The 25,276-nt window shown below is 31.7% G+C and carries 23 protein-coding genes and 1 other RNA gene; 12 read left to right on the top strand and 12 right to left on the bottom strand.

All coding sequences use genetic code 11. From position 1 onward, the window contains the following. Window positions 1-2 precede the first annotated feature (2 nt). The 5 genes from AAON49_RS06870 to AAON49_RS06850 are packed head-to-tail and all read right to left on the bottom strand — an operon-like array spanning window position 3 to window position 4,755. On the bottom strand, window positions 3-671 hold the full coding sequence (locus tag AAON49_RS06870) for an acetyltransferase (protein WP_349553627.1): 669 nt from the start codon (window positions 669-671) through the stop codon (window positions 3-5). Then, window positions 658-1,266 carry a methyltransferase domain-containing protein gene (locus AAON49_RS06865; protein WP_349553625.1) on the bottom strand — a complete coding sequence of 203 codons (609 nt, stop codon included), beginning with the start codon at window positions 1,264-1,266 and terminating at the stop codon, window positions 658-660. The genes AAON49_RS06870 and AAON49_RS06865 overlap by 14 nt, the downstream gene beginning before the upstream one ends. A gap of 14 nt (window positions 1,267-1,280) precedes the next feature. Then, window positions 1,281-2,213 (bottom strand): glycosyltransferase family 2 protein, encoded by a 933-nt coding sequence (locus AAON49_RS06860; RefSeq protein WP_349553624.1) that lies wholly within the window; start codon window positions 2,211-2,213, stop codon window positions 1,281-1,283. A gap of 13 nt (window positions 2,214-2,226) precedes the next feature. Further along, complete coding sequence (locus AAON49_RS06855) at window positions 2,227-2,904, bottom strand: WbqC family protein (protein ID WP_349553622.1); 678 nt, start codon at window positions 2,902-2,904, stop codon at window positions 2,227-2,229. Window positions 2,905-2,907: 3 nt separating this feature from the next. Beyond that, window positions 2,908-4,755 (bottom strand): DCC1-like thiol-disulfide oxidoreductase family protein, encoded by a 1,848-nt coding sequence (locus AAON49_RS06850; protein ID WP_349553621.1) that lies wholly within the window; start codon window positions 4,753-4,755, stop codon window positions 2,908-2,910. 137 nt (window positions 4,756-4,892) lie between these two features. Here AAON49_RS06850 and ftcD point away from each other — a divergent pair, with 137 nt between their 5' ends. Together ftcD and AAON49_RS06840 are read left to right on the top strand one after the other, a co-directional pair. Continuing rightward, window positions 4,893-6,587, top strand: a complete 1,695-nt coding sequence (gene ftcD / locus AAON49_RS06845) for a glutamate formimidoyltransferase (RefSeq protein WP_349553619.1) — start codon at window positions 4,893-4,895, stop codon at window positions 6,585-6,587. Window positions 6,588-6,654: 67 nt separating this feature from the next. Next, window positions 6,655-7,587, top strand: coding sequence for a bifunctional helix-turn-helix transcriptional regulator/GNAT family N-acetyltransferase (locus AAON49_RS06840; protein WP_349553617.1), 933 nt, complete (start codon window positions 6,655-6,657; stop codon window positions 7,585-7,587). Here AAON49_RS06840 and aroQ read toward each other — a convergent pair. Further along, on the bottom strand, window positions 7,582-7,995 hold the full coding sequence (gene aroQ, locus AAON49_RS06835; RefSeq protein WP_349553615.1) for a type II 3-dehydroquinate dehydratase: 414 nt from the start codon (window positions 7,993-7,995) through the stop codon (window positions 7,582-7,584). The two genes, AAON49_RS06840 and aroQ, sit on opposite strands and share 6 nt — an antisense overlap. Before the next feature lie 123 nt (window positions 7,996-8,118). Here aroQ and xerD point away from each other — a divergent pair, with 123 nt between their 5' ends. Then, window positions 8,119-9,018, top strand: a complete 900-nt coding sequence (gene xerD, locus AAON49_RS06830; protein WP_349554023.1) for a site-specific tyrosine recombinase XerD — start codon at window positions 8,119-8,121, stop codon at window positions 9,016-9,018. A 159-nt stretch (window positions 9,019-9,177) separates the two neighbouring features. Here xerD and rny read toward each other — a convergent pair whose 3' ends face one another. The 4 genes from rny to AAON49_RS06810 form a co-directional block, all read right to left on the bottom strand. Beyond that, window positions 9,178-10,743 (bottom strand): ribonuclease Y, encoded by a 1,566-nt coding sequence (gene rny / locus AAON49_RS06825; RefSeq protein WP_349553614.1) that lies wholly within the window; start codon window positions 10,741-10,743, stop codon window positions 9,178-9,180. A 49-nt stretch (window positions 10,744-10,792) separates the two neighbouring features. Beyond that, a non-coding RNA gene (gene ssrS / locus AAON49_RS06820) (6S RNA) lies at window positions 10,793-10,909 on the bottom strand. Between the two features lie 51 nt (window positions 10,910-10,960). Then, window positions 10,961-11,251 (bottom strand): cell division protein ZapA, encoded by a 291-nt coding sequence (locus AAON49_RS06815; RefSeq protein ID WP_349553613.1) that lies wholly within the window; start codon window positions 11,249-11,251, stop codon window positions 10,961-10,963. 20 nt (window positions 11,252-11,271) lie between these two features. Beyond that, window positions 11,272-11,562, bottom strand: a complete 291-nt coding sequence (locus AAON49_RS06810) for a coiled-coil domain-containing protein (protein WP_349553612.1) — start codon at window positions 11,560-11,562, stop codon at window positions 11,272-11,274. A 158-nt stretch (window positions 11,563-11,720) separates the two neighbouring features. On the opposite strand from AAON49_RS06810, the gene AAON49_RS06805 reads away from it, so the two are divergent. The 5 genes from AAON49_RS06805 to AAON49_RS06785 all read left to right on the top strand — a co-directional run bounded on the left by AAON49_RS06805 (window position 11,721) and on the right by AAON49_RS06785 (window position 18,749). Beyond that, complete coding sequence (locus tag AAON49_RS06805; RefSeq protein ID WP_349553610.1) at window positions 11,721-13,412, top strand: M23 family metallopeptidase; 1,692 nt, start codon at window positions 11,721-11,723, stop codon at window positions 13,410-13,412. 15 nt (window positions 13,413-13,427) lie between these two features. Beyond that, window positions 13,428-15,878 (top strand): TonB-dependent receptor, encoded by a 2,451-nt coding sequence (locus tag AAON49_RS06800; protein ID WP_349553609.1) that lies wholly within the window; start codon window positions 13,428-13,430, stop codon window positions 15,876-15,878. 11 nt (window positions 15,879-15,889) lie between these two features. Continuing rightward, complete coding sequence (locus AAON49_RS06795) at window positions 15,890-16,735, top strand: acyltransferase family protein (protein WP_349553608.1); 846 nt, start codon at window positions 15,890-15,892, stop codon at window positions 16,733-16,735. A gap of 396 nt (window positions 16,736-17,131) precedes the next feature. After that, window positions 17,132-18,217, top strand: a complete 1,086-nt coding sequence (locus tag AAON49_RS06790; RefSeq protein WP_349553606.1) for an amidohydrolase family protein — start codon at window positions 17,132-17,134, stop codon at window positions 18,215-18,217. Between the two features lie 73 nt (window positions 18,218-18,290). Beyond that, a complete protein-coding gene (locus tag AAON49_RS06785; protein WP_349553605.1) occupies window positions 18,291-18,749 on the top strand; it encodes a hypothetical protein in 459 nt (152 codons plus the stop codon). Between the two features lie 15 nt (window positions 18,750-18,764). Here the strand turns inward: AAON49_RS06785 and bcp are convergent, their stop codons facing one another. Continuing rightward, complete coding sequence (bcp, locus tag AAON49_RS06780; protein ID WP_349553603.1) at window positions 18,765-19,214, bottom strand: thioredoxin-dependent thiol peroxidase; 450 nt, start codon at window positions 19,212-19,214, stop codon at window positions 18,765-18,767. A gap of 106 nt (window positions 19,215-19,320) precedes the next feature. Between bcp and AAON49_RS06775 the strand changes: the two genes are divergently transcribed. Continuing rightward, window positions 19,321-19,977, top strand: coding sequence for an endonuclease III domain-containing protein (locus AAON49_RS06775; RefSeq protein ID WP_349553602.1), 657 nt, complete (start codon window positions 19,321-19,323; stop codon window positions 19,975-19,977). A gap of 247 nt (window positions 19,978-20,224) precedes the next feature. Here AAON49_RS06775 and AAON49_RS06770 read toward each other — a convergent pair whose 3' ends face one another. After that, window positions 20,225-20,809, bottom strand: coding sequence for an RNA polymerase sigma factor (locus AAON49_RS06770; RefSeq protein WP_502942930.1), 585 nt, complete (start codon window positions 20,807-20,809; stop codon window positions 20,225-20,227). 220 nt (window positions 20,810-21,029) lie between these two features. Between AAON49_RS06770 and uvrA the strand changes: the two genes are divergently transcribed. From uvrA to AAON49_RS06755, 3 genes are all read left to right on the top strand, one after another. Next, the gene (gene uvrA / locus AAON49_RS06765; RefSeq protein ID WP_349553599.1) at window positions 21,030-23,822 is read left to right on the top strand and encodes an excinuclease ABC subunit UvrA; all 2,793 of its coding nucleotides are present in this window, start codon (window positions 21,030-21,032) and stop codon (window positions 23,820-23,822) included. Between the two features lie 4 nt (window positions 23,823-23,826). Then, window positions 23,827-24,942: a MauE/DoxX family redox-associated membrane protein gene (locus AAON49_RS06760; protein WP_349553598.1), complete on the top strand. Its 1,116-nt coding sequence runs from the start codon at window positions 23,827-23,829 to the stop codon at window positions 24,940-24,942. A gap of 101 nt (window positions 24,943-25,043) precedes the next feature. After that, window positions 25,044-25,244: a hypothetical protein gene (locus AAON49_RS06755; protein ID WP_349553596.1), complete on the top strand. Its 201-nt coding sequence runs from the start codon at window positions 25,044-25,046 to the stop codon at window positions 25,242-25,244. The last annotated feature ends 32 nt before the right edge of the window (window positions 25,245-25,276 follow it).

Raw genomic sequence — 25,276 nt, 5'->3', positions numbered from 1 at the left:
AACTACACTTTTGTGTTTTTACTATTGCTGTTATATAAATCAGTCTTTCTTGCCGAATAAACTCCGTCTTCCTCTGTATCTTTTTTGATAATTGCCCCACCACCTACAATAGTTTTTTCTGCAACAACTACATTATCTCTAACCGTTGAATTAATACCTATAAAACAATTGCTTTTAATAACAGATCTTCCAGATACAGCAGCTCCCGGTGCCATAAAACAATGATCTTCTAATGTTGAATGATGAGCTAATATTGCTCCACTCCACATGATACAATTATTTCCAACTTCGGCAAAAGGTTCTACAGTTACATTAGGGAAAATGAAAGAGTTCTCTCCTACTTTGCTATGATTCCATACATAAGCATCAGGGTGTATGTAACTTATACAATTGTATCCTTTTGCTTTAACTTCTTCATATAATCTTTGTCTAACGGTATTTACTTTGTTGGGGCCAACTGCTACTAAAATTTTAACCTCTTCAGGTTTGAAAACTTGAGTTAGCTCTTCAAAATCATAGTTAGTAATATTTAAAATTTCTTCTTTCTTTTTGTAAGCAGTTTCTTCAGAAAAGCCAACAATTTCATATGACTCCTTCAGATAAAAATGAGCCATAAGAGCATAATCTCCCGTACCTACTATGATTAGTTTTTCTTGTTTATTTTGAGACATACACAGTCATTTCATATAGATCATAAGAATGGTCAATTATAAAATCTCTTGACAAATTCTTAACGATAAAACTTGTTAAGTCAGATAAATTAGGATAGAAAAGTCGATCATATTTCCAATCTACATGTTGAGTCATGCAATTGAAAACAATACCTTTTTTACTTATTTTGAACATCTTCGTAAGATTTCCATAAAAGAAATCTTTCCAATCTTCCTCTGTTTGTTCTAATTTTAAATTGAATGTTCCACTTACTATCGAATAATCAAATTCTAGGTCTTCATCAATACTGTTTAGGTCCCCTAAAATAGCCGTTCCTTCTCCAAATCTATTATTAGATTCATTTACCATTTCTTCAACTACATCTATTCCTTGATATTGACATGAAAGTTTATTGTTCTGACAAAAATTTAAAAATTCACTGCTACCACAACCTACATCAAGAATTGATGGATTGTTTTCAAAGTTGATATATTTTGCCAACATTTCAAACCTTAGGTACTGGGTATCTTCATTTTTCCAATCCATACCTTCAGCCCCCGTACCGTGAGCTTTAATTTTATCCTTATAATATCCTCTTATATTTTCTAAATCCATTTCTTTATCTAAGCTTATTTTTTTTCATAAACTCTCTTCACAATTGCATTAGGTCTACCTTGTACCTGAATAAAAACTTTGTATAGATATATTCCTATAATTCCTAAGAAAGTTGATAAGATTCCTAATATAAATATACTTACAGCTACTAATGAAGTCCAACCTATTTGAACTTCATCCATATATATAAGTTTTCGTACAATGAGATATACAATAAAAATCACACTGAAAATTGAGATTGTAATTCCAAAGTAAAATAAATACACAAGAGGTTTACCAGAGAAAGATGTAATAGCTTGAAGCATTAGTTCTGCTCTCTTACGAAATGAATATGTACTCTGCCCTTGACGTTGTCTTTTCTTGATAGGGATTCCTTTCTGTTGAAAACCTACCCAGTGCATCATTCCTCCCAAAAAAAGGTTGGCATCATTTAAACTTAACAATGCTTCAACATATTTCTTTGTCATTAATCGTTCTGTAAGGATATTATGAGGAATCTTAGTGTCAGACAGTTTATTAATTAATATCCAAAAAAGCTTTCCTAAGTATTTTTCTAAAAAGCTTCCTTTTCTGTTTTCTTGATAGCCATAAACTACATCTAGATTTTCATCATCTTTTATCTCTTGAAAGAACGTAAGTAATACATCAGGTGAAACTTCTAAATCGTTGTCTATTAAAAAAACATAGTCTCCTGTGGCATACTTTAACCCAGCCTGAATAGCATAATGATGGCCAAAATTTCTAGAGAGGTCAATTACTTTGATTCGGTTGTTATTTTCTTGTAACTCTAGTAAATAATCTACAGATTCATCGGGAGAACCATCATTTACAAAAACCAATTCATATTTTTCAATTGCTAACTCTTCTATAGACTTTTCTATAACCTCAATAAACTCCTCAAGGAAGTTTTTAGATTTATATAATGTAGATACAACAGATAATGTCATATAGAAATTTTGGTTAGTAATTTAAAAATTCTCTTGCCTTTTCCCCTTCATTAAAAATTAGGTCTAATATAGTAACTTCATGGACAAATGGAGGATATAATTGATTGTATGTTTTATATCCCTTATAATCCATCCAATCGACGTTTATTCCTATTGCTTCAAATCTTTGTTCATCTAAATAAGATTTTGCTGCATTTCCACTTAAATATCGATCAGCTTTTAATTTTCTACAAGCATCTTCTAAACGTTCCTGTCTTCCACCTTGTAAATTAAGATCTCTAGAATCTATAATTTCAGTATCTATGTTTAAAATTTCGCAGATTACTTCAATTAGATGTTTATTTATAGTACTTAAATTGGTTTCTCCTCTTTCATATATTGGTTTAAGTGTTTCCATAAATTCTTTAAAATACGGAGCTTTCCCATAATTAGTTTGCAATGCATTGATGTGCTTCTTGTACCAATTAGTTTTTAGCACTTCTGTTTCGTATATCTTTTGATCTAATGATGACTGTTTTACAGGAATAGTTAACCATTGTGGCCCGTTGCTTGTTTTAATTTTATTCCTGTTTCTCCAATCATTCTTAGTGTATTGTACTTCATCATAAATAACAAATACATCTGATCTTGCAATAAGATCAAAATAACCTTTCCAAGGAATGTAGTTGGATTGAAGTATAGATACTGTCATTTCTTAATATAAAATCAAACTTGCGTTATTATCTTTCCAAACTAACTTACCTATTTTTTCCCAAGGAGTAGCTAGATTATTTTTAAGTCTATCTTTCTCCCATTCGAAAGCCACTTTTACTTTTTTTCTAATAATTTCAAATTCAATACTATCGGTTCCTAAACCATTCTTGTGCACCCAAAATGAACTATAACGAATCAATCCTTTTTCTAAATCCGAACTGTTTGATGTTCCAAAAGGTCTATCAACTCTAAAAACATAATTCACCCAAGAACCTCCTCTGAGGTAATTACCTGGCTGTCCATTTTGCTGGATCATTGGCAAAAATTCTCCTTTATATGTCATAGTGTGAATATAATCTTGTCCTTTAAAATGTCCATCTACAAAAACTCCATGTGGTGTAATTCCAAACAATTTAGTAGCATATACGTGAGTATTTATCTGTATAGGTTCTAAAAAACTTCCAAAAGATGCTGAAACTGAAGATATTTTATTGAGCGCTGATGGTCCAAAACGACCGTTTAACTGTAATAACACAACTAACACCAACATCAACTTCAATCCAAAAATTCGAACATCTTGAACTTTCAGGTTTTTTAATAGAAGAATATCATCAGATGCCACAGGTATAATTGGCGGTGTATACCCACAACTATCTTCTGTACACCTTTCAAGTTCTCTATTTTTAGCTATATATCCGTATATTTTCTTTGCAAGATGATATATACCGGGAATGTATAAAATCAGACCTAACAGAAAGAACACAGGGATATATAAAAATGCTTTTCTATAAGAAGCTACGCCTACTCTTATTGTTGATTTTCTATCAACAGTGTGCATATCTGCTAAAAGTTTATCTTTAGAAATATTCTTCAATACTTCGTTTTCAAAGCCATGCACTTGAACACTTTGAAAATTTACGGCTCCAAAAAAATCAAAAAACTCAACAATTGTTTTTGTACGAGCACAAAGTGGACATTCATTGTCATAAAAGAAAGTCAGTTTAGATTTCTTAAACTTCAATTTAGCAGCTAATCTCTCCCAGTAAATATTTGGTATTAATAAAACATACAAAGCTGTTACACCTAATCCGAAATACGGTATTGGAAAAATTAAAAATATTCCTATATGTAAACCTACTCCTATGATAGCGAAGAAAATTCTTAATCTTTTTACCCAAAAAAAGAAAGGAAATACAATTTCAAAAGCAAATGTTAAATATCCTAAAAATAGCACTATTACTTTTTGATTTAACAACCAATGAGGGGCAATTAAAGTTACTTGTGGTAGTGAGGCTGGCATCCATAGACCAAGGCCATTCATCCAAGATTCAGAATGCACTTTAGCATAAATAGAATCAAGATATACAATACCTACTCCTAAAAAAATTAAAATATAATAGTAGAGAACACTTACTTTGTCTTCTGGTTTATAAAACTGCTTTGTATTAGAATATTTTAATCTTTTGCTAAGGTTATCTAATGAGTATGATTGTGCTATTGGAAATAAAATCATTAAAAAGCCTATTCCTGCATAAGCATAATCCATGTGGTATTCAAAATAAACGTGTGGTGATAAGAAGAATACAATAAAGATGTAATTTAAAATCGCAGATACTCTCGTATACTTTCCAAGAATTAAAAGTATTAATACAAACATCCAAACTACCAAAGGAATTCCGAAATCTATGTAGTTAGCCTCTAAAAAAGGAATCGGGTCATAATACAACTCTTTATGTTTGAATATGTGCAATACTTCAAAGAATAAATTCAAAGAGAATAGAATTCTAAAAATTGCCAATCCTTTTGATGAAATTTTCTTTGAATAAAGTCTATTTACAAAACGGAACATAATTGAAGGGTGGTTGATAATTATGAAGAGTTATTTTTCTTAAATCTCTTATAAACAAATATAGATTATTTTACCACATTTTAACATTTTGAATCAAGTTTTATATCAACTACATTTACACCAAATAAACAAACCAAATGAATCAACAAATTATAGAGTGCGTTCCTAATATTAGCGAAGGGCGCGACATTCAAAAAATCAATGAAATTGCTCATGTTGTTAAAGAAATAGATGGGGTACAACTTTTGGATATTGATCCAGGAAAAGCTACCAATAGAACAGTTATTACTTTCGTTGGAGAACCTCAAAAAGTAATTGATGCTGCCTTTTTGTTGATAAAAAAAGCATCAGAATTAATTGACATGAGTAAACATTCTGGAGAACACCCAAGATTTGGTGCTACAGATGTTTGCCCGTTAATTCCTATCGCTAATATTTCTATGGAGGAGACCGCTAAATATGCTCACCAATTAGGAAAAAGAATTGGAGATGAGTTAGGAATAACTGGATATTTTTATGAGAATGCTGCTACAAAAGAAGATCGTAAGAATCTTGCAACTGTTAGATCTGGTGAATATGAAGGCTTAGAGCAAAAGTTATCAGATCAAAATTGGACTCCAGATTTTGGTCCAGAAAAATATAATGATCAAGTAAAAAAATCTGGTGTAACAGCAATTTCTGCTAGAGATTTTTTAATTGCTTATAACGTAAATCTTAACTCAACTTCTACTAGACGTGCCAACGCCATTGCTTTTGATGTTAGAGAAGCTGGTAGAGTTAAAAGAGAAGGAAATCCGATTACTGGAAAAAAAGTGTTGGATGAAAATGGAGAAGCTGTTCGAGTTCCAGGTAAGTTAAAAGCTGTTAAGGGAATTGGATGGTATATTGAAGAGTATGGAATCGCACAAATTTCTTATAATCTAACTAATATAAGCATCACATCAATGCATCAAGCTTTTGATGAAACTGTTAAATCTGCTCAAAAAAGAGGTTTGCGGGTTACAGGATCTGAATTAGTAGGGCTAGTCCCTTTACAAGCTATGTTGGATGCTGCTGATTATTTCTTGGTAAAGCAGCAACGTTCTCTCGGAATTAGCGAATCAGAAAAAATAAAGATAGCTGTGAAGTCTTTAGGTCTAGATGATTTAAAACCTTTTAACCCTCAAGAAAGAATTATAGAATATGTAATGAGTGCCAATGCTGATAAAAAATTAATAGACTTTTCAGTTAAAGGTTTTGCTGAGGAAACAGCATCTGAATCTATGGCTCCAGGTGGTGGTTCTATTTCTGCATATGTAGGAGCATTAGGAGTTTCTTTAGGAACCATGGTAGCTAATTTATCTGCTCATAAACCTGGATGGGATGATCAATGGGAATATTATTCTCAATGGGCTCAAAAAGGACAAGAATATAAAAATGAGTTGCTTTTCTTGGTTGATGAAGACACAAACGCTTTTAATAAAATTATAGATGGTTTTAGAATGCCTAAATCTAACGACGAAGAGAAAACTGCAAGAAGACAAGCTATTGAAAATGCAACTAAGTACGCCACTGAAATTCCGTTTAGAGTGATGAAAACAGCTTGTAACTCTATGGAAGTAATGAAAGAAATGGCTGAAAAAGGTTTACAAAATTCATTATCTGATGCTGGCGTTGGGGCTTTATGTGCAAGAACAGCAGTAATTGGAGCTTACTTTAATGTACGTATTAATGCTAAAGATATTAAAGACAGAGATTTTGCCGACAAAATACTTTCCGATGCAAAAACAGTTTATGATAAGGCTATTTCATTAGAAAATGAAATGATCTCTTTAATAGATTCAAAAATTTAATTTACTATTAACTCTTGTTCTTAATCAAGAGTTTTATATATTTGCATAAGTACTTATATAAATAGTTATGGATAAATTTTTAGAATTACAAGAACTTGGGTTTGGTTCAAGAATGAAAAGACTTAGCGATACATTAATGCGTGATGTAAAAAAGGTTTACAAGAGTTTATATATAGATTTTGACCCTTCTCTTTTTCCCATATTCAAAACAGTAAGTGATGAAAAAATTATTAGTATCGGTGAACTAACTCAATTGCTTCAGATATCACAACCAGCCGTTACCCAATTTGTTAATATTCTCATCAAAAAAGGATTAATAGTAGTCTCGGCTGATAAAAATGATAAAAGAAAAAAACTCATTTCTTTATCTGAAAGTGGTAAAACTCTTGTTCAAAAACTAGAACCTGTATGGAAAATTATGCAAGAAGAACTTACTGCATTAATTGATAGAGAACCAACTTCTTTTATGAATCATATTAGGTTAACGGAAAACAGACAACAAGAAAAAAGTTTATATGAAAGAATTATGCAACGAATAAGAGATAAAGTAGAAATTATTGATTTTGACTCTAGTTATAGTAACGAATTTTGTGATTTGAATATCGAATGGTTAGAAGCTTATTTTTATGTTGAACCTTATGATAAAGAAGTTCTTGAGAATCCAAAAACTTATATCATAGACAATGATGGTCATATTTTCTTTGCAAAGTTTAACGACGAAATTGTGGGTACAGTAGCTCTCATCAATAATAAAGAATGTTATGAACTAAGTAAAATGGCTGTATCTCCTAAGTATCGTGGGTTAAAAATTGGTCAGAAGTTAATGGATAAATGTATTCAGTTTTCTACTGAACAAGGATGGGAAAAAATCAAACTTTATTCTAACAGAATATTAACTCCTGCAATTAATCTTTATAGAAAAGTAGGTTTTGAAGAAGTAGAATTAGAGAAAGATGTTCATTATGAAAGATCAAATATCAAAATGATTCTCAAACTATAAGAAACTTTGAATGGCTAACTCGTAACTTTTTAAACCAAAACCAAAAATAACTCCCTTTGCATTAGCAGCAATAAAACTTTTGTGTCTAAAATCTTCTCTTGAGTGTACATTAGAAATGTGAACTTCAACTACAGGAGTATCAATAGCCTTTACGGCATCGCCAATACCCACTGAAGTATGTGTGTAAGCAGCTGCGTTTAAAATAACTCCATCATAATCAAATCCAACTTCATGTAATTTATCTATCAACTCACCTTCAATATTTGATTGGTAGTATTCTAACTCCATTTGTGGGTATTTCTTTTTTAAATCGACAAATAAATCATCAAAAGAGTGAGAACCGTAAACTTCAGGTTCTCTTTTTCCTAACAGATTTAGATTTGGCCCGTTGATAATGATAAGCTTCATATCACGAAAGTAGGAATAATTTCATAAAAGAAACAAGAGAAACAACTTCATTATTGAAAGATTTAATAATAATTTGACATCATTTTTTTTATGCTACATTTCTTTTTTGATTACTTTCATCAAGTGAAATGGAACCACGCCATAAAAGACTATCAACTCTATCTTAAAATAGAAAGAGGACTCTCAGAAAATACTATTGAGAATTATGGACGTGATATTAATAAACTACTCATTTTTTTAGAGGAAAAAGAAATTGCCTTCTCTCCTATTAAGATTAATGATGAAACTATTCAACAATTTATTTACGAGATTGCTAAAAAGGTAAACCCAAGAAGCCAGGCCAGAATAATATCTGGCTTACGAAGTTTTTTTGATTATTTGGTGTTTGAAAACTATAGAGAAACAAACCCTACAGATTTAATTGAAACTCCTAAAATTGGCAGAAAATTACCAGATACTTTATCAGAAAATGAGATAAACAATTTGATTAAAGCTATAGATCTTAGCAAGCCTCAAGGTGAGAGAAATAGAACAATTATTGAAACTATGTATAGTTGTGGTTTACGTGTAAGCGAAACTGTAACTCTTAGGATTTCAGATTTATTTTTTGATGAGGGTTTTATAAGAGTTTTAGGGAAAGGTAATAAAGAACGTTTTGTTCCTATTCATCAACAAGCACAGAAATATATTCTTTTTTATATCAAAGATTTAAGATCTCATATTAATGTTGATAAAAAATTTGAAGACACACTGTTTTTAAATAGACGAGGAAAAGGATTAAGCAGACAAATGATTTTTATGATTTTAAAGGATCTTGCTGTAAAAATTAATTTAAATAAGAAAATTAGCCCACATACATTACGTCATTCTTTTGCAACTCACCTACTAAAGAGAGGCGCAGACTTAAGAGCTATTCAGCAAATGTTAGGTCATGAAAGTATTACAACTACTGAGGTTTATGTTCATTTAGACAATAGTTACTTAAAAGAAGTTGTCGAGAAATTTCACCCAAGAAGAGGTTAGATATATTTGATATTCAGAATTCGTATTTAAATTTCAATAAATATATACAACCCTATAACGAGTATTCAATAAATTAAGTTTTCAAAAAGTTAATAGGAATAGAAAAAGGCGACTTCGAGAATTCTCAGTCGCCTTTAGTTTTAAACTTTAAATCGTGAATTATTTAGCAACATTTACTGCTCTAGTTTCTCGAATCACGGTGACTTTTACCTGTCCAGGATATGTCATGTCGTTCTGTATCTTTTGACTAATGTTAAAAGATAACTCAGCAGCTTTTGTATCATTTACTTTGGTGCTTTCTACCATCACGCGAAGCTCACGTCCTGCTTGAATAGCATAGGCTTTTTGAACTCCAGTAAATCCAAATGCAATCTCTTCTAGATCTTTTAAACGTTGAATATAAGAGTCTAAGACTTGTCGTCTTGCACCTGGTCTAGCTCCTGAAATAGCATCACAAACTTGAACGATTGGAGCAATCAAACTCTTCATTTCAATTTCATCATGGTGAGCACCAATAGCATTACAAACATCTTTCTTCTCACCATATTTTTCTGCCCATTGCATTCCTAGCAATGCGTGCGGAAGCTCGCTTTCAGTTTCTGGAACTTTACCAATATCATGCAATAGTCCTGCTCTTTTAGCTAGCTTAGGATTTAAACCAAGTTCCGATGCCATAATACCACAAAGGTTAGCAACCTCTCTTGAATGCTGTAATAAGTTCTGACCATAAGATGAACGGTACTTCATTCTTCCTACAGTTTTAATTAATTCAGGATGTAATCCGTGGATTCCAAGATCAATTACTGTACGTTTTCCAACTTCAATAATTTCTTGCTGAATCTGTTTTTCGGTTTTCTTAACTACTTCTTCAATACGAGCTGGATGAATACGTCCATCTGTAACCAATTTATGCATTGATAATCTAGCTACTTCTCTACGAACTGGATCAAAGCAAGACAGTATGATAGCTTCTGGTGTATCATCAACTATAATTTCAACACCAGTTGCAGCCTCTAAAGCCCTAATGTTTCTTCCTTCTCTACCAATAATTCTTCCTTTAACGTCATCAGACTCTAAATTAAAAACAGAAACACAGTTTTCTACTGCTTGTTCTACTCCTACTCTTTGAATGGTATTTAAAACTACTTTTCTAGCTTCTTGTTGTGCAGTTAGTTTTGCCTCTTCAACAGTTTCTTGAATAAAGGCCATTGCATCGGTTTTAGCTTCATCTTTTAAAGACGCTACTAATTCTTTTTTAGCTTCATCAGCAGAGAAACCAGAGATTTGCTCTAAAAGATCTACATGTCTTTTATGCATCTTCTCTAACTCATTTTCCTTCTTGTCTAAGAATTCTAATTTGTATGTTAAATCGTTTTCTTTTTGCTCTAAAGCTTTATTTAATTTTTTGTTTTTATCTATTTCTGACTGAACTTGAGATTCTTTATCTCTTGCTCTTTTTTCTACATCGGAGATTTTTTTCTCTCTACTTAAAATTACTTTTTCATGTTCAGCCTTTAACTCTATAAATTTTTCTTTTGCTTGTAATATTTTATCTTTTTTTAATGCTTCTGCTTCAACCCTTGCTTCTTTTAAGAGTGTATTAGCTTCTTTCTTAGTACTTGCTATGATTTTGTTTGCTTTTGTCTTTTCTAAAGACTTTGCTATCACAAAACCTATAATTAATCCTATAACTCCCACAGCTATGGGAAGTATCATTCCATCCATAATTTTGATTTAATTGTATAAAAAAAGCCTACATCAGCAGGGTTTATATAAACTCCATTATGACAAGTTTAGGACTAACTAGTTGATCAAGGATCCTCCTGATGTAAACATCTAAGGCTTGCTTTAGCAACTAAGACTTATCCTTCATAATAGAATAGCGTTGAGTTTATCAAACAAATTACTAATGTAGGCAGTATATCTATGTATTTTAAAGAACTTATTCTAAATGATTACTCACTAATTTGGTGAGTTCATTGATTTTATCTAATGCTTCTGTATCTGTGGCTTCTTTATTTAAATTTGATATTTCTAGTTTTGATGCAAATTGCAATGCACACATAGCTAAAACATCTTGCTTATCACTCACGGCATAATTTTGCTCGTATCTACTGATAAGATCATTAATACTGGCTGCAGCTTTTCGCATTCCTTCTTCTTCTTGTGTATTATTAACACTTAAAGGGTAAGTTCTACCTGCTATTACCAAATTAATTTTCAATTTTGCCACTATAAGAATGAACTTTAAATTTATTCGCTCAATTGAACGATACACTTATCGATTTCTCGAATTAAAGCATTTATTTTGAGTTTTGTATCTCTGGTACTATTATCACTGCCTTCTATAGTTTTTGCAATTTTAAGCAGATTATATTCTTTTTGTTGCTGCTCTATAAATTGTTCCTTTTCTAAAAGTTGTCGTTGTAATTTCGACGTGTTTTGAAGCAAAATCTCGTTTTCTTTCATTAAAAATTCATAGTTAGAAAGTAAGCTCTTTAGCTTATCTTCCAGTAAATGAATTGCTTCAACCGTATTACTCATTCAGCTTTTATCAATAAAACTATACGAACAAAGTTAGTATTCTGTTTTTTAAATCACAACTGTTTTTTTGCTTTTCACAAGTAATCAACAAAACATTCGTTAAGTTCTTAACATAAATGTTTGAATACTTTTCCTATTTTCGTTAAAAATTTCTAGAATTGAAAAGATATTTTCTTCTATTATTTCTTCTATCAAATTTCAGTGGATTTTCTCAAAAGAAATATCCAACTGATTATTTTAGAAGTCCTTTAGACATTCCCATTATATTGTCTGGAACATTTGGAGAGTTACGCAATAACCATTTTCATGCTGGCATGGATATCAAAACCAAAAGAAGAAACGGGCTAAAAGTCTATGCAACGGCTGATGGTTATGTTTCTCGTATTAAAGTTGCACTTTGGGGTTATGGAAAAGTAATTTATGTAACACATCCAAACGGTTATACTACGGTATATGCTCATTTAAGTAAGTTCGGAGATGGTATTCAAGAATATGTAAAGAATGTTCAGTACAAAAAGAAGAGCTATGAAACTGGTAATATTTTTCCAAAAGAAGGAGAAATTCCTGTAAAAAAAGGTCAAATTATAGCTTACTCAGGTAGTACTGGCGGATTTGTTGCTCCTCATCTTCACTATGAAATAAGGGATACAAAAACAGAACATATTATTAATCCTATGCTGTTTGGATTACGTGTACAGGATAGTATTACTCCAACTGTTTCTAAACTTATGGGGTATCCTATCAATAAAAGTGCTAGAATAAATAGCAACAATAAAAAGTTAATTCTTCCATTAAAAAAAGTAGGAAGTAACTATGTGACAAATCGTATTACAGCTAGTGGAAAGATTAGTTTTGGAATAAACACTTTTGATAGATTAGGTAAAGCTTTGAATAAAAATGGGGTTTATAGCATAGAAATGAAGGTAAATGGAAAACGTTACTATTACCATGATGTAGAGACTTTTTCTTTTGCTGAGAGTAAATTCATCAACCTTTTGATTGATTACCCTCATTTTGCAAAATATAAAAGTAGAATTCAAAAAACATATAGAGAGAAAGCAAATAAATTAAGTATCTATGAAAACCTTCTCAACAATGGTATTATTGAAGTTCAAGAGGGTTTAAATTATAATGTTCAAATTATTATTAAAGACTTTAATGGAAATACAACCAAAGTAAAGATTCCTGTGATTGGTAAAAAAAGTGAAGTTCTTTTTACCAAACCACCAGACACAACAAACTACAAGGTTATAGCAAAAAACTTTCAAAAATTCTCTAAGGATGGAATAACGATTGCCTTTCCTAAGAATACATTTTATGAAGATGTTTATTTAGATTTTGATGTGCTAAATGATGTTGCCAAAATACACTATCCAAATATTCCTCTTGATAAACGATTTACAATTACTTTCGATTCTACAAGATATAAACAAAAAGATTTAGAACATATATACATTGCCAATGTAAACAATAAAAAGTATGCTAATTACCAAAATACACGTAAGAGAAAAGGAAAAGTATTTACTACAACAAAGACCTTAGGCAATTATACTTTACTCATTGACAGTCAAAAGCCTAAAATTTACAACCCTAATTTTAAAAATGGAAGTTGGATGACCAATCATAATTACTTGACTATTCGTGTTTCTGATGCTCAATCTGGAATCAAATCTTACCAAGCTTATATTGATGATGAATGGGTTTTAATGGAATATGATTTAAAAAAGAAAAAATTATCGTATGATTTTCGCGATAAAAAATTGGTAGGTAGCAAACATATCTTTAAACTTGTAGTTTCTGACAACGTAGGAAATACGAATACTTATACTGCTACGTTTTATAGAAAGTAAGGACTGATAAATTACGTGAGAAAACTAACACTCTTATTATTGTTATTTCCAGCATTGATCTGGGCTCAAAAAACCACTATTGTTAGAGGGATTGTTAAGAACAAACAAAACCAATCTATAGAAAACGTATCTGTAAGTTACGGAACTGTTGGTACTACTACCAATAGTAAAGGGTATTATGAAATACGTATTCCTCTCAATAAAACAATTACACTTACATTTCGCTCTGTCAACTACAGAACTCTTACTAAAGAATTTAATGCTAAAAAGAGAACTATTATTCGCTTCTCTCCTATTTTAACAGCTACTTCTGAAGTTTTGGATGAGGTTGTAGTTAAAAACGATAAAAAAGATGCCACAGGAGAAATAAGTATTGATGCAAAAACAGTTACCAAAATTCCAGGAGCTAACAAAGGTGTAGAAACCATACTAATGACACTTCCTGGTGTAAGCAATAATAACGAACTAAGTACACAATACAACGTTCGAGGTGGTAACTTTGACGAAAACTTGGTATATGTAAATGGAATTGAAGTTTACAGACCATTTTTAATTCGCTCTGGACAACAAGAAGGATTGAGTTTTGTGAATACAAACATGGTGCAAAACATTAAGTTTTCTGCAGGAGGATTTCAAGCAAAATATGGAGATAGACTCTCCTCTGTGCTAGACATTACTTATAGAAAACCGAAAGAATTTGCTTTAGCTATAGATGGTAGTTTATTAGGAGGAAGTATTACTATAGAAGATTTATTGTTAAATGATAAGTTGAGTGCCATCGTAGGAATTCGTTATAGAGATAATAGTTTGTTTGTAAACAGTAAACAAATAGAAACGAATTTTAGACCGCGATTTACAGACGTTCAAAGCTTCTTATCCTATAAGCATAATGAACAATGGACCTTTAATTTTTTAGGCAATTTCTCATTAAATGATTATGATTATCAACCAGTAACACGACGTACTCGTTTTGGAACGCTTAGTGATCCTTTAGAATTAATTGTTTTTTATGAAGGACAAGAAAGAGATCAGTATTTAACAATGTTTGGAGCACTAAGTGCAGATTACCAAGTTAGTGATGATCTTAAACTAACAGCTACCATATCTACATACAATACACAAGAAGAAGAATATTTTGATATTGCTGCATCCTACAATTTAGGAGAAGTAGATTCTAATATAGGTTCAGAAACCTTTGGAGAAGTAACTTCTTCGCAAGGAATTGGATCTCAATTGAATCATTCTCGAAATGATTTAGATGCCTTAATCAGTAATATTCAAGTTCGCGGAACGTATAAAAAAGATGAAAATCAATTAGATTTTGGTATTAAATATCAAAGTGAAGACATAAAAGATCGTATTCGTGAATTCGAAGTAATTGATTCTTTAGGGTTTTCTATTCGTCCTACAGGATTAGGCTTCATCAACGATCAACCTTATACTCCTTTCACAGGACCTATAGTTCCTTTTCAAAGCGTGAGAACGCAAAATGAATTGACTATCAATCGTATTTCTGGTTTTGTACAGTACAGTAAAAGAGGATTTTGGGGAGATCACAAAATTTGGTGGAATGTTGGTTTACGCGGACAATCTTGGAGTGTGAAAGCTAACAACAATTCAGCTGTTAATCAATTTATTATAAGTCCTAGAGCACAATTTGCTATTAAGCCTGATTGGGAAAAGGACGTGTTGTTTCGTATCTCAGGCGGCTCCTACTCTCAACCTCCTTTTTACAAAGAATTAAGAGGTTTTGATGGAAACATCAACCCGAATGTCAAAGCGCAAAAGTCTATTCATGCTGTAATTGGAAGCGATTATAGTTTTACTATGTGGGATAGACCTTTTAAGTTAACTACAGAAGTATATTATAAAAGTTTATCTGATGTGAATTCTTATGTTGTAGATAACGTTAGAATACGTTATCAAGCTAATAACAATACAAAAGCTTATGCAACCGGAATTGATGTTCGTTTAAATGGAGAGTTTGTTCCAGGAAATGAAAGCTGGATTAGTTTAGGAATTTTAAAAACTGAAGAAAACAACAATGGCCGCGGTTATATTGCTCGTCCAACTGATCAGCGTTTTAAATTGGGTATCTTATTTCAGGATTATGTTCCTAGTATTCCAAATCTAAAAGCTTATTTAAATTTAGTATACAATTCTGGGGTTCCAGGAGGCGCGCCTGCCTATGCAGATCCTTATGATTTTCAAAATCGTTTGCGTGACTACCGCAGAGCAGATCTTGGAATCTTATACGTTTTTACCGATGCTAAAAAACCTGTACAAACTGGCTGGCTTAGACAGTTTAGAGAATTAACCGCAGGATTAGAGCTCTTTAATATGTTTGACATACAAAACTCTATTACAAATACTTGGGTGAGAGATGTTGCTACAAAAAATCAATTTGGAGTTCCTAATTTCTTATCTGGACGTATCCTAAATTTCCGTTTAGGCATGAGATTTTAACTCTTCTTATCATGAAAAAAATTTACCTAAAGGGTTTAACCGAACTAAGAGCTATTGCAGCCCTTATGGTAGTTTTTCATCATATTGAGTTATACAAAACAAGAGAGGGTTTTTCTAGTTTATTTCATACTAGTTTAAAGGATTTTATTTCTAATGCGGGAAAGAATGGTGTTTATATCTTTTTTGTATTAAGTGGATTTCTAATCTCTTATTTGCTCTTAGCTGAAAAAGAACGATTTGAAAGAATTAATGTTCGGAAATTTTACATTCGTAGAATTCTGAGAATTTGGCCTTTGTACTATATCATTGTCTTTCTTTGCTTTTTTGTACTTCCTTTTATAGCTGATTGGATTCCAGCTTTGTCTAAAGAATCATATTATTTTGGTTTAATACAAACATTGCAAGATGCTCCTTGGAAGCCTTTACTCTTATTCATATTTTTCCTTCCAAATTTAGCTGTTTATTTAGCTGCTCCAGTGGCCGGAGCAAGCCAAGCTTGGTCTGTAGGAGTTGAAGAACAGTTTTATTTGATTTGGCCACACTTGTTCAACAAGTTTCACAATAAAACTACATTTATCAGTGTTTTAGTTTTCATATGCTTAACACCTATAATTCCTGAAATAGTTTCTCTTTTTGATTTGAATCTTTCAGAAAAAGCAATGATTATCATCAATATATTTCCTATTCATTATATGGCTTTTGGAGCTATTGGAGCTTTTTTTCTGTTCGAACCTTCAAAACTTATAACCTCTTTGCTTAACAACCATTTCTTGTTTCTTTTCAATACAATTTTATTTATTACTTTTTTATTTGTAAAAGTACCTTGGTATCTACATGGATCTATTATAGCAACGTAACTTTTATTCATCACTCAAGAATCATTTCGTTTTAACTTACGAAGTACCTTTTTAGAGGGTTTAGGCGACATTTCTTATGGAATTTATATGTATCATCCCCTAGTAATGTTTTTCTCTTTTGCTATTTGTAGATCTTTTTTATCGGATAATTTTGTGCTTTTTAATCTTGGTATCTACGTATGCATTGTTATTGGAACTGTTTTCATAAGTAAACTATCATATCGCTATGTAGAGTTATGGTTTATTTCATTGAAGAAAAGAAAATACACTCTTATAAAGAGTGGAAAATAATTTACTTTATAAAGTTTCAACAGTGATTTAGTCTGTTAAACCTCTCCTAAAATTTTCGTTTACTTTTTTGAGATGATTATCTTTAGATTTTCTAAAAATCATCTTATGAAACGTATCTTTACTCTTTTCACTTTATTCTTTTCTCTTTACTCCATATCCGCTCAAAATCTAACTTTTGAAGAATATAACCCTAAGTCTACACTTGTTGTACCGGGAAAAGTGATTAAAAAAGCAAAATTTCCATTTATAGATGTTCACGGACATCAATATCGCATGCCCACACAAAATCTAGCTCCCGTAATTGCTGCGATGGATACACTAAACATGGCTATTATGGTGAATTTAAGTGGGAGAACTGGTGCAGATTTACAAAAATCTGTCAAAAATATTGCTGATAATTATCCAAATCGTTTTGTGGTTTTTGCCAACATTCGTTTTCATAATAACGTAGGAAAAAAAGGATGGATAGAATCGACTGTAAAACAATTAGAGCAAGATGTTAAAAATGGAGCAAGAGGACTAAAAATATATAAAGGATTAGGTTTACGTGATTTGGATGTTCAAGGAAAACGAGTAGCAGTAAATGATCCAAGATTAGATCCTATATGGGCGAAATGTGGCGAATTAGGAATTCCAGTATTAATTCATTCTGCTGATCCAAAACCTTTCTGGGATGATTTTGATGCCGATAATGAGCGTTGGCTAGAATTAAAAACGCGTCCGAGAAGAAAACGTGGACCCAACAATCCAGCTCCTTGGGAGCAAATTATGCAAGAACAGCATGCTATGTTCAAAAAACATTCAAATACAACCTTTATTAGTGCACATATGAGTTGGTTGGCTAATGATTTAGGTAAACTAGGAGAACTCTTAGATGAAATTCCAAATATGAATGTTGGAATAGGAGCCATCATAGCGGAGTTAGGTCGTCAGCCAAGATTTGCAAAGAAGTTTTTTATCAAATATCAAGATCGAATTCTATTTGGGAAAGATAGTTGGCAGCCTAAAGAGTTTCCCACCTATTTTAGGGTCTTAGAAAGTAATGACGAGTATTTTCCTTATCATAAGAAATACCACGCTTTCTGGGCGATGTATGGTTTAGATTTACCCGACAATGTGCTCAAGAAAGTGTACTACAAAAATGCTTTACGTATAGTTCCTGGTTTGGATAAAACCTTGTTCCCAAAGTAATCTTAAAAAAAGAAATATCTACAATGTAACAAATAGACCATGAGTTGGTCTAATCATTTGCAAAATAAACTCAATGACTATCCAAAAACTAAATTCTAGAACACGATTTAATAATGAAAGACTTGGAAGATGCTACCAACGATTTGATTCTTTAATCGATGAATTGAAAAATCAAGACCTTTCAGATAATGTAATTAGTACAATCAATGAACATATAGCGCTCATTAATAGATCCATTGAAGAAAAAGCATTAAAAAAACAGTTGAGAATTAGTCAACATAAAATTATTAAGATGCTTGAAAAAGAACATAAGATCGTTCCTAAAAATTATTATCGAAATTTATGGATGATTTTAGGAATGACTGCTTTCGGTTTGCCTATGGGTGCAGCTTTTGGTGCTAGTATTGGCAATATGGCATTTTTGAGCATAGGAATGCCAATAGGGATGGTAATAGGACTAGCAGTTGGAGCTTCAAAAGATAAAGAAGCTGCCTTACAAGGAAGACAGCTTAAGTTTGAAGCAAAATCATAATTTAATTTTTAAAAATTATAATATTTGCGCAGTATGTTCTTTTGTTTTTACTTTTAAGATTACGTCTTCTAAAACGCCTTTTTCATCAATAACAAAAGTAGTTCTGTGAATTCCATCGTATTCGCGTCCCATAAATTTTTTAGGACCCCATACTTCAAAAGCATTTAGTACAGAATGATCTTCATCTGCTAACAATGGAAAAGGAAGATCATATTTGTCAACAAACTTCTGTTGTTTCTTTTCTGTATCTGCACTTACGCCTAAAATTTCATACCCTCTTGCTTGAAAAGTATGGTAGTTATCTCTTAGGTTACAAGCCTCGGCTGTACATCCAGGAGTATCAGCTTTTGGGTAAAAGAAAACTACAAGTTTTTTTCCAGCATAATCACTCAATTTTCTAGTAATCCCTTGATTATCTTTAGCTTCAAAATTAGGGGCTTTATCGCCAACTTTTAATGTTGTCATTTTTTCAGGTTTCAAATTTGTTTCCTAACAAAGATACAAAGTTGTTCATTGAAAGCCGATAAATTATTTCACACTTTGTAACTTTGCTTATCTCGAAAATCAACAAATGACCAAAGCCGAAAAAGTACAATTTGTAATCGATACTCTCGAAGAGTTTTATCCTGAAACCCCTATTCCTCTAGATCATAAAGATCCATACACATTACTCATAGCCGTATTAATGTCTGCTCAAAGTACTGATGCTAGGGTGAATATTATCACTCCTCTACTATTTGAAAAAGCAGATAATCCTTATGATATGGTAAAGTTATCTGTAGAAGAAATTAGAGAAATTATCAAACCAGTAGGTTTGTCTCCAATGAAATCGAAAGGAATTTATGGTCTTTCAAAAATTTTGATAGAAAAACATAACGGAGAAGTTCCTCAATCTTTTGAAGCTCTAGAAGAATTACCGGCTGTTGGTCATAAAACAGCAAGTGTTGTAATGAGTCAAGCATTTGGAATTCCTGCATTTCCTGTAGATACTCACATTCATAGATTAATGTATCGATGGAATTTAAGTAATGGTAAAAATGTAGACCAAACAGAAAAAGATGCAAAAAGATTGTTTCCAAAAGAACTTTGGAACAAATTGCATTTACAAATTATCTATTATGGGCGTGAATACAGTCCTGCTCGTGGTTGGAAATTAGAAAATGATATCATCACCAAAACTATTGGTCGAAAATCTATTTTGGATGATTATTACAAGAAAAAGAAATAACTACCATAAAAAAAGCCTCGACTCATGTCAAGACTTTTTCCACTCTTAATTCAAATTCAATTCAATGAGAAAATTTGATTTGGTTTTAACAACTGATAGCGATTTGGAAAAATTAATCAAAAATTGAACTGTTTCTTGTTTGGGTTGCTCCTGAAATTCAGAAGACTTTTTAGAGTAAAGTTGCTTCATACAAATAGCTTTAGTGATTGACTTTCAATATGCTAACGAAGCGCTTTTACTTTTATTGTTAATTCACTAAAATAATTTTATTTTTTTCTATAATCTTTCTTAAATTAATCAATGCATAACGCATTCTACCTAGTGCTGTATTAATACTAACATCTGTATTTTCGCTTATTTCTTTAAAGCTCATGTCTTTATATATACGCATTACCAGTACTTCCTTTTGCTCTTCAGGAAGCTCGTGGATTAACTCTCTTACATCCGATAAAATTTGTTCTTTAATAATTTTCTTTTCGGCATTTAAATTTCCATCACTAATTACTGAAAAGATATCAAATTCATCTGTATTCTTAAACGAAGGCATTCTATTTGACTTTCTGAAATAATCAATAATCAAATTCTGAGCAATTCGCATTACCCAAGGTAAAAATTTACCTTCTTCGTTATAATTACCTCTTTTTAAGGTTCTAATTACTTTAATAAAGGTATCCTGAAAGATATCTTCTGTAATATCTCTGTCTTGTACTTTGCTATAAATAAAGCTGTACAAACGTTGTTGATGTCTTTTAATTAGTATTTCAAGGCTAGTTTCATTTCCTTGAATATAATTGCTTACTAAAGTACTGTCCGGCGTGGAATTTCTATACATCATATCACTACTTTTAAGAAAAGCGTTAGGGGCTTCTCGATTACTATTTCATTAATAATTTAAAAGTAGTTTTTGTCTATATGAGTATAATTTTCTGATTAATAGAGAATCAAATATTGTAATTATTTTTTTGAATGACAAATTTTTTAACAAATTTCAATTCAATTCATTTATGTAAGAGGTTAAAAATGATTATTTTTAGGGCTTGTTTTTTGAGCCCATGAACACAGACATCTCTAAAGTAAATCCAAAAGAAAACATTATCATTAAAGGAGCAAAACTCCATAATTTAAAAGATATTGATGTTGTTATACCACGAAACCAATTGGTTGTAATTACTGGTCTTTCTGGTTCAGGGAAATCTTCTTTAGCTTTTGACACATTATATGCAGAAGGTCAAAGACGTTATGTAGAGAGTTTATCTTCTTATGCACGCCAGTTCCTGGGAAAATTACACAAGCCAAAAGTAGATTATATAAAAGGCATTGCTCCAGCCATAGCTATTGAGCAAAAGGTAAATTCAACAAACCCACGTTCTACTGTTGGCACCTCTACAGAAATTTATGATTATATCAAATTACTTTATGCAAGAATTGGGACCACTATATCTCCTATTTCTGGAAATGTGGTAAAGAAACATACCGTAACAGATGTTATTGATTTTGTGAAAAGTTGTAATGAGAAATCAAAATTGTTACTCTTAAGCCCAATTGAAATTAATGAAAAGAGAGACATTGCAACAGTTCTAAAAGTTTTGTCTCAGCAAGGATATGCCCGCTTACAATATAAAGATAAAGTATATCGTATTGATGATTTGCCTAAAAATCAATCTGAATATAAAGATTTAAGATTGGTAGTAGACCGAATAATTGTTCAAAATGATGAAGATTTTTATAATCGTTTAGCTGATGCTGTTCAAACTGCTTATTTTGAAGGAAAAGGTGTTTGTTTTATTGAAAATTTATCTGATAATTCCGTCACCGAATTTAACAATAAGTTTGAGTTAGACGGGATGTCTTTTCTAGAACCCAATACACATCTCTTTAGTTTTAATAATCCTTATGGAGCTTGCCCAAAGTGTGAAGGCTACGGCAATATTATCGGGATAGATGAAGAACTAGTTATTCCAAATACTGGGCTTTCTATTTATGATGATGCTATTTTCCCATTTAGATCGGATTCTTATCGACATTACAAAGAAGAATTGATTGCTCATGCATATAAATTTGACATTCCTATTCACAAACCTTGGTTTGAATTAAGTCAAAAGCAAAAAGATCTTGTCTGGAATGGGAACAAAAGTTTCAAAGGAATTCATCATTTTTTTGAAGCTCTCGAAGAGAAAAGCTATAAAATTCAAAATAGAGTAATGCTTTCTAGGTATCGCGGTAAAACAACCTGTACAGAATGTAATGGAAAGCGTTTACGAAAGGAAACTAATTATGTTCAGGTATACGGAAAAACTGTTTCTGATCTAATTATAATGCCTTTAGATGAGTTATATGATTTCTTTCAACAAATTGAGTTGAACTCTTACGAACAAAAAATAGGAAAACGTTTGTTAACTGAAATCAATAATAGATTACAGTTTTTACAAGATGTTGGTTTAAGTTACCTTACACTTAATAGAACATCCAACACTTTATCCGGAGGAGAAAGCCAACGAATTAACTTAGCTACCTCTTTAGGAAGCAGTTTGGTAGGATCTATGTATATACTAGATGAACCAAGTATAGGGTTACACCCTAAAGATACTGAACGACTGATAGGTGTTTTAAAAGAACTTAGAGATTTAGGCAATACAGTAGTTGTAGTAGAACATGATGAAGATATTATGAAAGCTGCTGATCATATTATAGATATTGGTCCTGAAGCAGGAACCTATGGTGGAAAAGTTGTCGCTAAAGGCACCTATGATCAGATACTAAGCACAAGTTCACTTACGGCTAAATATCTTAATGAAAGTCTAAAAATAGATGTTCCTGCTAATAGAAGGAATTCAAAAAATTACATTCAAGTTGTAGGCGCTAGAGAAAACAACTTAAAAAACATCACAGCATCTTTTCCTTTAAATAGCCTAAGTGTTATTACAGGAGTATCTGGAAGTGGTAAAAGCACATTGGTGAAAAACATTTTATATCCAGCGATGCAAAAACACTTGATTGGATATGGAGAAAAGATAGGGCAACATACAGAAATAAAAGGAAGTTTTGAGCATTTAAAACATGTAGAGTTTATAGATCAAAACCCTATTGGGCGTTCCTCTCGTTCTAATCCTGTAACCTATATCAAGGCTTATGATGATATCAGAGCTTTGCTCTCGTCACAAAAACTTTCTAAGATTAGAAATTACAAACCCAAACATTTTTCTTTTAATGTTGAAGGCGGAAGATGTGAGGTGTGTAAGGGCGAAGGTGAGGTGACTATTGAGATGCAATTTATGGCTGATGTTCATTTACAATGTGACACTTGCAATGGAAAACGATTTAAAAAGGAAGTCTTAGAAGTTGCTTATGAAGGAAAAAATATTGATGATATATTAAATTTCACCATTGATGATGCTGTAGCATTTTTCGCTGAACATAACCAAACTAAAATTGCATTAAAACTAAAACCCTTGCAAGATGTTGGTTTAGGATATGTGCAATTAGGACAATCTTCCTCTACTCTTTCTGGTGGTGAAGCACAGCGTATCAAACTTGCTTCTTTTTTAGTCAAAGGAAATACCAAAGACAAAGCATTGTTTATTTTTGATGAACCCACAACTGGATTACATTTCCATGACATTAAAAAACTGTTAGCTTCATTTAATGCTTTAATTGAAAAAGGGCATTCTATCGTTGTGATTGAGCACAATATCGAATTAATTAAATGTGCTGATTATATTATTGATCTTGGTTTAGAAGGCGGTAAAAAAGGTGGTGATTTAGTTTTTGAAGGAACTCCTGAAGAATTAATACAAAACAAAAAATCATATACCGCAACTTATCTCAAAGAAAAGTTGATATCTTAGGTGCATGAAACTGGAGTTACAGTTAACAAATCATCAAAAACTCAATTGGGTTCGCATAGCAGCTTTGGCTTCTACCTTAGTATTAATGTTATATGCTCCTAAACTTTGGTTAAGCAGTAAATCATTTCCTGTGGTTCCTTTGTTTGAATGGATTCCTATTCCAATTGGAGTTTTAGAGTATATTTTCTGGGGCTTATTTTTTGGAAGTCAACTTATTTATATATTTATAAATAAACGTTGGATAGGTTGGTTTGTAGTGTTGCTTTATGTGTATTTATCCCTAGTTGATCAAAATAGACTCCAACCCTACTTCTATCAATCAGCTTTAACAATACTGGCTATTGTTATCTTTCCAAGTAAAACTGAAACCAAAAAAGTTTTATATGCTGTAATCTTAATCTTTTTCGCTACCTATTTTTGGAGTGGAATTCAAAAGTTAAACGAGGCTTTTTACATTCAATGGTTAAGCGCTATCAATAAACATTTTAGTTGGCTTCCTCAATGGTTTTTAAAATCTTTCACCTATGCTGTACCATGGCTAGAAGCTTCTATGGGAGTATTGCTTTTATTTAATAGAACAAGAACATTTGCTATTACTTTTATATTAGGAATGCATGCAATTATTGTTGGTTTGCTATTCTATCTTGGATACGGATACAACGTAGTTCCTTGGAATTTTCAAAACATGATTAGCGTTGTTGTATTGTTCTATGGTTTAAAAACTGTATCTTCTCATGAATTCTTTACTTATCAATTTGATAAACAAAAGGTATTAGTGCTTGTATTTACAATGCTTTTACCAATTGCTAATAATCTTTTTGGGTATTATGATAACTTACTTTCTTTTCATTTTTTCACTGCAGATCTAAGTTATTACAATGTCATTATCCATGAAGATTTAGAGGAAAAACTTCCACAAGACGCAAAAGATTTCTATCGCTATTATGAAGGTCAGACGTACATCAATATTAATGAATGGGCCCAATACGATAACAAAGTACTATTCTATCCAGAAAAAAGGGCGATTCACTTTATAGATGCTTATTTACGCTCTTTTGCTGATAATCCTAATCAAGAAAACCTCACACAATTGATTGATTACAATAAGGTGACTGATTAATTCTCTACGAATTCTAGTTTCTTTTCTACGAATTCTAATTCTGCTTAAAAAGAACATATATACCCTACTACATTTGAAGTGTAAATCATAATAGTTAGTTAATGGGACTAGGCAGTTTTTCAAATATCAGTAACAAATATCCAAAGATTAAAGTACATATCAACAACGATGGGGAAATTGTAACTATTGAAAGAGAAGAAAATGGTTCATGGAAAAAAGATTCCAAACTTACCACCTTATTTGATCAACTGCCTAGATTATTAAATATCAAGAAAAAAGCAATCATCACAATAATTCAATAATCACACAGCACCAAATAAGTAATAACTCTGTC

Source organism: Pseudotenacibaculum sp. MALMAid0570, from assembly GCF_040151415.1.
GTDB lineage: Bacteria > Bacteroidota > Bacteroidia > Flavobacteriales > Flavobacteriaceae > Polaribacter.
This window is presented reverse-complemented; position numbering and strand designations above follow the sequence as displayed.